This window comes from Allobosea sp. 05T422_2, assembly GCF_056396265.1.
Genome location: NZ_JBFTLD010000365.1, coordinates 1 through 5,532, shown reverse-complemented (window position 1 = coordinate 5,532; position 5,532 = coordinate 1). Strand labels below are relative to the sequence as shown.

Here is a 5,532-nt window from a genome sequence, read left to right as displayed (position 1 = left end):
GCGCTCGGCTGTGTCGGGTGAGCTTGGGCGAGCGCTCTTTCGATTTCATACGAGTGACCGAAGGATTCTTGCAGCGAGGATCGCTCCTGCGGTCGCAAGGTTCAGCCTGCGCGCTATATTCCGTCACGCCGTGGCGCCCTGTTCTGCCGCGCCCTATCTGTTGCTCAGGACGCAAGCTCATGCCCAATCTGGCCATGATGCGTGGCTAGGCTCTAGAATGCTGGAAGCACCTTAAGTGGAGCTGCGGACATGAGGCGTGACGATCATCAGAGCTGGATGTGGTCGGAAGCGATCGCGATGCTGACGCGGGCCGAGCATCTGCACCGACAGTTCTTCCAGCCACGCCAGGCGGCCCAACAGGTGTCCTGGGTCCCACCGGTCGACGTACTCGAGCTCGAGACTGAGGTCCTGATCCTGGTCGCCTTGCCGGGAGTGTGCACCGACCAGGTCGAAATCGCCATCGAAGACGGCGAACTCGTCGTGGTGGGGCGCCGCACCCTGCCCTCGGAACTCCGCACCGCGACTATCCATCGGCTTGAGATTCCCCAGGGCCATTTCGAGCGCCGCGTCCGCCTGCCCCAAGGACGCTACGCGGCCGTGACGCGCAGCGACGCGAATGGCTGCCTGGTGCTCAGCCTGCAGAAATCGATTTGAGGTCGAGAGCCGTTCGCGAACAGGTGCCTGGGAGGGATTCATGCCGAGCGAGGATCGAGAGCAGGAAACCGAACAGCCGGCGGCATCGGTCGCTCATCCCGCGGCGCCTTCGACCGTGCCTTCCGATGCCCTGATCATCGTTCCGGTCCGCGACATGGTTCTCTTCCCCGGAACGGTATTCCCGATCACGATCGGACGAGAGCGTTCGGTCCTTGCGGCCCAGCAGGCGCTTCGCGAAGAGCGACCGGTCGGCATTCTGATGCAGCGCGACTCCGAGATCGAGAATCCGGCGCCTGCGGACCTGCACCGGGTGGGAACGGTCGCCAATGTCCTTCGCTATATCAACGCGCCGGACGGCAGCCATCACCTTGTCCTGCAAGGGGAGCAACGCTTCAGCCTGGTCGAGTTTGTGGTCGAGAACCCCTTCTTCGCGGCGCGTGTGTTGCGGATCGAGCAGCCCGATCTCCTCACACCGAAGATCGAGGCTCATACACTCCATCTGCGTCAACAGGCGCTCGAGGCGCTGCAACTCCTCCCGCAGGTGCCGCAGGAACTGCTTGCGGCCGTTCAATCGGCCGTTTCGCCCACGGCCCTGGCCGATMTCGTCGCCGCCTATCTGGATATCACGGTCGACGAGAAGCAGGAGCTCCTCGAGACCATCGACATCACCAAGCGCATGGACAGGATCTCGCATTTCCTGGCCCGGCGGATCGAAGTTTTGCGGCTGACCCAGGAAATCGGCCGCCAGACCAAGGAATCGCTCGATGCGCGCCAACGCGAAGCGATCCTGCGCGAGCAGATGGCAGCGATCCAGCGCCAACTGGGTGAGACGGACGGCAGAGGGCCGGAGGTCGCCGAGCTCACCGAAGCGATCGCGAGGGGCGGGATGACGCCGGAAGCGGAAGAGGTCGCGCGCAAGGAATTGCGCCGCTACGAGCKCATGCCGGAGGCCGCGGCCGAGGCGGGCATGGTTCGCACCTATCTCGACTGGCTGATCGAGCTGCCCTGGGCCCTCCCCGAGGAGAAACCGATCGACCTGGCTGCCGCCCGCCAGATTCTCGACGAGGATCATTTCKGGCTCGACAAGATCAAGCGCCGCATCATCGAATACCTCGCAGTGCGGAAGCTCGCGCCGGGAGGCAAGGCGCCGATCCTGTGTTTCGTCGGCCCGCCCGGTGTCGGCAAGACCTCGCTCGGTCAGTCGATCGCGCGAGCCATGGGGCCCCCCTTTTCGCGTGTGAGCCTGGGCGGCGTCCATGACGAGGCCGAAATCCGGGGCCATCGCCGAACCTATATCGGCGCCCTGCCCGGCAACATCATCCAGGCGATCCGCAAGGCCAAGGCGCGCAATTGCGTGATGATGCTCGACGAGATCGACAAGATGGGCCGGGGCATCCAGGGCGATCCCTCCGCCGCCATGCTGGAAGTGCTGGACCCGGAGCAGAACGCGACCTTCCGTGATAACTATCTCGGCGTCCCGTTCGATCTCTCCCGCGTCGTGTTCCTCACCACCGCCAACATGCTCGACACGATCCCCGGGCCGCTGCTCGATCGCATGGAGATCATCAGCCTCTCCGGATACACCGAAAGCGAAAAGCTTCAGATCGCGCGGCGTTATCTTCTGCGCCGACAGTTCGAGGCCAACGGTCTCGCGCCTGGGCAGGTCGAGATCGACGACGTATCGCTGCGGCGGATCATCCATGACTATACCCGCGAAGCCGGAGTGCGCGGCCTCGAACGCGAGATCGGCCGCGCACTGCGCCACGCGGCGGTACAGATCGCCGAGGGCAGCGCCACGCAGGTTCGCATCGGGGCCGATGATCTGGCGATGATCCTCGGTCCGCCCCGTTTCGAGAACGAGGTCGCCATGCGCACAAGCGTACCCGGCGTTGCCACCGGGCTGGCCTGGACGCCGGTTGGTGGCGACATCCTCTTCATCGAGGCGACCCGCATTCCCGGAAGGGGCAACCTGATCCTGACCGGCCAGCTTGGCGACGTGATGCGCGAAAGCGCCCAGGCCGCCCTCAGTGTGGTCAAGAACCGTGCTTCATCACTAGGCATCGACCCCGCCATGTTCGCCGAGAGCGATATCCATATTCACGTCCCCGCCGGCGCTACGCCCAAGGATGGGCCAAGCGCCGGGGTTGCCATGTTCACCGCGCTGGTTTCGCTCCTGACCCGCCGTACTGTGCGAAGCGACACTGCCATGACGGGAGAGATCAGCTTGCGCGGGCTGGTTCTGCCGGTTGGCGGCATCAAGGAGAAGGTCGTCGCGGCAGCAGCAGCCGGGCTCACCCGCGTCATGCTGCCAGCCCGCAACCGCCGCGATTTCGAGGACATCCCGGAGGATGCCCGCAAGAGGCTCGAATTCATCTGGCTGGAAAAGGTCGATGACGCGATGACGGCCGCGCTCGAGGACAAGCCGGCGGATCAGGCTGCTGCGGCTGAGTGAGGACGTCATCGGGCCACGCCACGGCCCTCCCCTCAATTTCGTGGCGCCATTTCCTGTTCTACCCTGGGTCGCTTAACCCAGCGTAAGGATCGCGGCAGGCAGTATCCTCCCGCCCGATTGGACGGCTGAGGCACGGACGATGTCATTCGGAAGGAAGCAGCAACAAGACCCCGCTGTGCAGGAGGCCGGCAGCGCGGTTGCGACGCGGGCTGGGCGCGTCGCCAATGCCTTGCTCATTCTTGTCCTGGTGCTGCCGATTGTGACCGCAGCGAGCATCTTCGTATCCGTGAATTTTCATCTCTGGCGCGCGACCCCGTCATTCGATCCCCTGCTGACAAAAATCGAATCGGCGCAACGCGCGAGCGGCGTCGTCTCCGGTGACGATGCCGAGGCGCTGAAACGGCTCTTCCAGCGCCTCGAGGGCATGACCGCGCAATCTGCCGAGGCCAGGAATACGGACATGGTGCATGTCCTCTTCCACGCCGTCAGTGCGGCCGAAACGACCGCAGTGACCTCTGAGGCGCAGGCCAAGCTCCCCGGCAAATCGGACCCGCAGGCCATTGCCCTGGACCTGTCCAACATTGGCGCGTCTGCCGTCGTCCTCATCGCCGACAGGCCGGCTCTATTGCAGATCAGCGGGGCACTCCCGAGCCAGCGGGCGAAGATTGGCGTCGAAGGACCGTTTGCGTTTGATCTCGCCGGAGCCAGGGATGGACTGCTCGCAGGGTTTCGCGTCGGTGCCTTTGGGGCCGGGGACGTGGCAAGCCCGGGAGACTATTCCCGTTTCCCAACGGATAGACCCCGGCAGCGACTGGTCTGCGCGGCGCTGGACAGATGGCAGCGCTATTTCGGCATCCCCAGAGAGAATTTGCGCGTCTGGTCGACCACGAACGCACGCCGGATCGAGATCGGCCAACGAAGCGTGAAGGCGGATACTCGCATTGATCCGGAYGGGTACGGCGCAACCAGCGTCTGCCCACGATAGGACGCCGGCATCTGCCCGATAAGACAACACGAGTGTAGCGGGATCGAGACCATGTCGTTCGGTAAGAGGAAGCCTCCGACCACCGATGCAAAAGGCGGTGGCGCTGAGGCAAGTTCTCGCGGTCCCCAGGGCGGGAGCGGCGGTCCTGGCATAGGCGTGGCCGACATTGCAATCGGCGTGGTCGCCATTCTCGTGAGCTTTTCTGGCGCCTATTTCTTGCTGGGGCGCAGCTCCAGCCCCCCACCCCCGACTGCTCCGGCCGTTGTTGCGGGCTTCGGTTCCGATCCCGTTGCGGTTGCGCGGTCCTACAACAAGCAAGGACCGGTGCCGTTCATCGTCGGCCAGTCCTGGATGATGACGTTTGAGATGCAGCAAACTGCCGATGGCTTCAGTGCGATCGACAGCGAACTGCACGAACGCTGCATGAAGCCCACGAGCAGAGATGCCGCAGCCTACGCGGAAAAACGCGGGCAGACATTCCTGGGACCAGAGAAAGGAGCGGAGTTCCTGGCGTGCACGATGCGCATCTACAAGAACCGATTTTGCGACGACCAATACCGCAACCGCTTGGTCGCACGGCTAAGCGAATTCGTTCGCGCGCGGCGGGAACACATTTCCATGGTAAAGAATGTCCGCGAAAGCGAGATGGGTCGAATGATCGTCGCTGTCGATAGTGCCGACAGAGGCCGCGGCAATGACGTTACCTCGGGCTATCAACCGTCTGCCTTCGTGCCGGAGCCGCTCGCCGAACAGATCCGCCTCTTGTCGCGAGCCGGGTTCGTCACTCAGAAGGATTTCACTGGCCTGTTCAACTCCACCCCGGCTGAATTGAAATCCTATCTCCAATCCGACGGCAGAGCGCCTTGCGGGTAGCCCGAACCCGCAGGCACGGCGCGACATCTCAGGGCGATGGCAACGCTCTTGCAGGCTGGTTGGAGCACCGCAGCGATGTCCCAGGCCCCGACGCCATGCTTCCACGCGGCAGATTTCTCCTCGACATGATTCGTTTTGCGGCAACCCGGTCCCTTACGTAGGACAGCCGACGATCCGTGTCGCAAATGGAGGCGCGGTTCCCGGACCGGCAGATTGACGCAGTCGCCCGACAACGCGACCGCGAGGCTATCCGAACATTTGTAGGAATCGGACGATAATCGAGCAATGCGACCAATATTTAGGCAGGACTTCGTTCTTAGTGCTCCAGGTTGTAGATATTATCAGTCGTTACTCGCTGTCATACGTAGCGTCATCAATCGATTTGTTAATATATCTGCATATGGTTGATATCATTCGATCGGGGTCGGTGCAAAATATCGGTCGATACTCCAAATATGCGATGGATATAATCTACAAGACGACGAAATGGTGCCGCGGCGGCATACGCGCCCGGCCGCCAGTTTCCGGAAAGTCATCTTGACGCCGTCGGTCCAGAGTTTCACTATTC

Annotated in this window: 4 protein-coding genes; all 4 read left to right on the top strand. The window is 62.9% G+C overall.

Annotated features, from left to right (window positions below):
* Window positions 1–249: 249 nt before the first annotated feature.
* Window positions 250–654, top strand: coding sequence for an Hsp20/alpha crystallin family protein (locus AC1DJT_RS33950; protein WP_441507783.1), 405 nt, complete (start codon window positions 250–252; stop codon window positions 652–654).
* Window positions 655–694: 40 nt separating this feature from the next.
* Window positions 695–3,106 carry an endopeptidase La gene (gene lon / locus AC1DJT_RS33945; protein ID WP_476835797.1) on the top strand — a complete coding sequence of 804 codons (2,412 nt, stop codon included), beginning with the start codon at window positions 695–697 and terminating at the stop codon, window positions 3,104–3,106.
* A gap of 139 nt (window positions 3,107–3,245) precedes the next feature.
* Entirely contained in the window at window positions 3,246–4,091 is an 846-nt protein-coding gene (locus AC1DJT_RS33940) for a hypothetical protein (RefSeq protein WP_441507785.1), read from the top strand.
* A gap of 51 nt (window positions 4,092–4,142) precedes the next feature.
* Window positions 4,143–4,964 (top strand): hypothetical protein, encoded by an 822-nt coding sequence (locus tag AC1DJT_RS33935; RefSeq protein WP_441507786.1) that lies wholly within the window; start codon window positions 4,143–4,145, stop codon window positions 4,962–4,964.
* Window positions 4,965–5,532 lie beyond the last annotated feature (568 nt).

Excerpts from the sequence above, each read along its gene's own strand:
- AC1DJT_RS33935 (WP_441507786.1), top strand. The coding sequence starts at position 4,143 with ATGTCGTTCGGTAAGAGGAAGCCTCCGACCACCGATGCAAAAGGCGGT.
- AC1DJT_RS33950 (WP_441507783.1), top strand. The coding sequence starts at position 250 with ATGAGGCGTGACGATCATCAGAGCTGGATGTGGTCGGAAGCGATCGCG.